We start from the raw sequence: 3,685 nt of genomic DNA, 5'->3' as shown, positions 1-3,685 counted from the left end.
ATCAAAATCCCTGCAACCTACATCCGAGGCGGTACCAGCAAAGGCGTCTTCTTCCGCCTGCAGGACCTTCCCGAAGCCGCCCAGATTCCCGGCCCCGCACGCGACGCGCTGCTGATGCGCGTCATCGGCAGCCCCGACCCGTACGGCAAGCAGATCGACGGCATGGGCGGCGCGACCTCCAGCACGAGCAAGACGGTCATCGTGTCCAAAAGCAGCAAGCCGGACCACGACGTCGACTATCTGTTCGGCCAGGTTGCGATCGATAGCGCCTACGTGGACTGGAGCGGCAACTGCGGCAATCTCTCGTCGGCCATCGGGCCCTTCGCCATCAGCAACGGTTTCATCGATGCGAGCCGGATTCCGAAGGATGGCATGGCCACCGTGCGCATCTGGCAGGCCAACATCGGCAAGACCATCATCGCGCATGTGCCGATCACCAACGGCGAAGTACAGGAAACCGGCGACTTCGAACTCGACGGCGTGACCTTTCCCGCCGCCGAAGTGCAGCTCGAATTCATGGACCCGGCGGCTGAAGAGGAGGGCGCGGGCGGATCGATGTTCCCCACCGGCAACCTGGTCGATGACCTGGAAGTGCCCGGCATCGGCACGCTCAAGGCCACCATGATCAACGCCGGCATCCCCACCATCTTCGTGAATGCGGAAGACATCGGCTATACCGGTACTGAACTGCAGGATGCGATCAACGGCGATCCCAAGGCGCTCGCGATGTTCGAGACGATCCGTGCCCACGGCGCGATGCGCATGGGCCTGATCAGGCACATCGAGGAAGCGGTAAAGCGGCAGCACACACCGAAAATCGCCTTCGTCGCCAAGCCCGCCGATTATGTCTCCTCCAGCGGCAAGCAGGTTGCCGCCGGCGAGATCGACCTGCTTGTGCGCGCACTCTCCATGGGCAAGCTGCATCACGCGATGATGGGCACCGCGGCCGTCGCGATCGGGACCGCTGCCGCGATACCGGGCACGCTGGTCAGTCTTGCGGCCGGCGGCCGTTCCCGTGATGCGGTGCGTTTCGGCCATCCATCCGGGACCCTGCGGGTCGGCGCGGAAGCCGCGCAGATCGATGGCGAATGGGTGGTAAAGAAGGCCGTCATGAGCCGCAGCGCGCGGGTGTTGATGGAAGGCTGGGTGCGTGTGCCGGGCGATACCTTCTGACATCACCGCGAGCCCCGGCGCGCATGTCGATCATCCCGCGATGGAAAGAGCGCCAGTCTTTCCATCGCCCGGGCCAATCGATATTAAAAGTGGTGGCGGTACATGCCGGTTCTTTTCCAAGCGGCAACAAGAGGCGGCAGTATGGGGCCTTCGCTTTCCACCCCCGTAAGTAGGGAGTAAGTCAGCCGGGCAAAAATCGAGATATACGGGCTGCAGTGTCCAGACACGTGGCACTTCGTCCTGCCCGGCCCGCTATTCATAACGACACGGAGACGCCATGAATTTTGCAGAGTTCTACCGGCAATCGATCGATGATCCGCAGACGTTCTGGGCCAATGAGGCCCGGCTGATCGACTGGCATAAGCCGTTCAGCCAGGTGCTGGACTACTCCCGTCCGCCGTTCGCGAAATGGTTCGTCGGCGGCGAAACCAACCTGTGTCATAACGCAGTCGATCGCTGGGTGGCGACGCGTGGCGACGAACCTGCGCTGATCATGGTGTCGACCGAAACCGATACCGAAAAAGTCTATTCCTTCCGCGAGCTGCAGTCCGAGGTCGTGCGCATGGCGGCGATCATGCGCTCGCTGGGCGTAACGCGTGGCGACCGGGTCCTCATCTACATGCCGATGATCGCCGAAGCGGCATTCGCGATGCTGGCGTGCGCACGCATCGGTGCGATTCATTCGGTGGTGTTCGGCGGCTTTGCGTCCAATAGTCTAGCCACCCGAATAGACGACGCCAAGCCCAAGCTCGTGATCTCCGCGGATGCCGGCTCGCGCGGCGGCAAGAGCCTCGCCTACAAGCCGCTGCTGGACCAGGCGATCGAGATCGCACAGCACAAGCCGGCGCATGTGATCCTGGTCGACCGCGGCCTGATGCCGATGGACCGGAAGGCCGGGCGCGACATCGATTACGCGGCGGCACGGGAGCGCTATTTCCATGCCGACGTGCCGGTGACCTGGCTGGAGTCGAACGAGATGTCCTATGTGCTCTACACCTCCGGCACCACCGGCAAGCCGAAGGGCGTGCAGCGTGATGTCGGCGGCTACGCGGTTGCGCTGGCGTCGTCGATGCAGCATATCTTTTGCGGCAATGTCGGCGAGACATATTTTTCGACATCGGACATCGGCTGGGTGGTCGGCCATTCCTACATCGTCTATGGCCCGTTAATCGCCGGCATGGCGACCATCATGTATGAAGGCCTGCCGATCAGGCCGGATGCGGGCATCTGGTGGCGCCTGGTGGAAAAGTACAAGGTCACGCGCATGTTCTCCGCGCCGACAGCGGTGCGGGTGCTCAAGAAGCAGCCGCAGGAATTCCTGCAGAAATACGACCTGTCGTCGCTGAAGGCACTGTACCTTGCCGGCGAGCCGCTGGATGAAACCACCTCGGAGTGGATCGCGTCCGCTCTCGGCGTGCCGGTCATCGACAACTACTGGCAAACCGAAACCGGCTGGCCGATCCTGTCGGTCGCCAAGGGCGTGGAAGACAAGCCGACCCGCCTCGGCAGCCCTGGCGTACCGATGCACGGCTACAAGGTCAAGATCCTGAATGAATCCACCGGTGCGGTCTGCGGTGCGAACGAGAAGGGCGTCGTGGTGATCGACGGTCCTCTGCCGCCCGGCTGCATGCAGACGGTGTACGGCGACGATGCCCGTTTCGTCAACACCTACTGGTCCAACTTCGCCAACGAACAGGTGTACTCCACCTTCGACTGGGGCATCCGCGATCAGGACGGGTACTACTTCATCCTCGGGCGCACCGATGATGTCATCAATGTCGCCGGGCACCGTCTTGGCACACGCGAGATCGAGGAGAGTATTTCCAGCCATCCGAATGTGTCGGAGGTGGCGGTCGTCGGGATTGAAGACAAGTTGAAGGGGCAGGTGGCGGTGGCGTTTGCGATTCCGAAGAATGCGGAGGCGATTGCGACGTCCGAAGGCCGGCTGGCGCTGGAGGGCGAGGTGATGGCGGTGGTGGACAAGTCGCTGGGCTCGGTGGCGCGGCCGGCTCGGGTGTATTTTGTTACCTTGCTACCGAAGACGCGGTCGGGGAAGTTGCTGCGGCGGTCGATCCAGGCGATTTGTGAAGGGCGGGATCCCGGGGATTTGACGACGATTGAGGATCCGGGGTCGCTGGAGCAGATTCGGAGTGTTTTGAGGGGGTGATGTTTTTTCTTCGGTGGTGCCATTCGCTTGTCATTCCCGCGTAGGGTTTTGAAGGGAATTCGGACAGCACGCTGTCCGAATTCAAAACGGCACTGGCTTGCAAGCCAGTGCGCGCCCTGCAAGGGGGAATCCAGGATTCCGGAGTCTCTCCGGTGCTGCAACGCATGTGGCTCTTCGAAGAGACTAGCCGGGACTGGCCCCGGCGGGCCACCTTCTTTTTTGCTTCGCCAAAAAAGAAGGCAAAAAAGGCGACCCCGCAGTCGACGCCCCTTCGGGGTTCCCAAAAGGGGAAGTGCTGAAACGGGAAGCGAAATAAACTCGCCTGCGGCTCAGACAAATTTCGCT

Annotated in this window: 2 protein-coding genes; both read left to right on the top strand. The window is 62.0% G+C overall.

Going from position 1 to position 3,685, the window contains the following annotated elements; translation table 11 throughout:
- Positions 1 to 1,173: 2-methylaconitate cis-trans isomerase PrpF (gene prpF, locus V7080_RS24750; RefSeq protein ID WP_334191035.1), on the top strand; the 1,173-nt coding region annotated here is incomplete at its 5' end.
- 277 nt (positions 1,174 to 1,450) lie between these two features.
- Positions 1,451 to 3,340: a propionate--CoA ligase gene (locus tag V7080_RS24745; protein ID WP_334191034.1), complete on the top strand. Its 1,890-nt coding sequence runs from the start codon at positions 1,451 to 1,453 to the stop codon at positions 3,338 to 3,340.
- Positions 3,341 to 3,685: the final 345 nt, after the last annotated feature.

This window comes from Noviherbaspirillum sp. (assembly GCF_036846085.1).
GTDB lineage: Bacteria > Pseudomonadota > Gammaproteobacteria > Burkholderiales > Burkholderiaceae_D > Noviherbaspirillum.
The sequence above is the reverse complement of the archived record's forward strand: the minus strand, read 5'-3'. Positions and strand labels throughout refer to the sequence as shown.

Excerpts from the sequence above, each read along its gene's own strand:
- V7080_RS24745 (WP_334191034.1), top strand. The coding sequence starts at position 1,451 with ATGAATTTTGCAGAGTTCTACCGGCAATCGATCGATGATCCGCAGACG.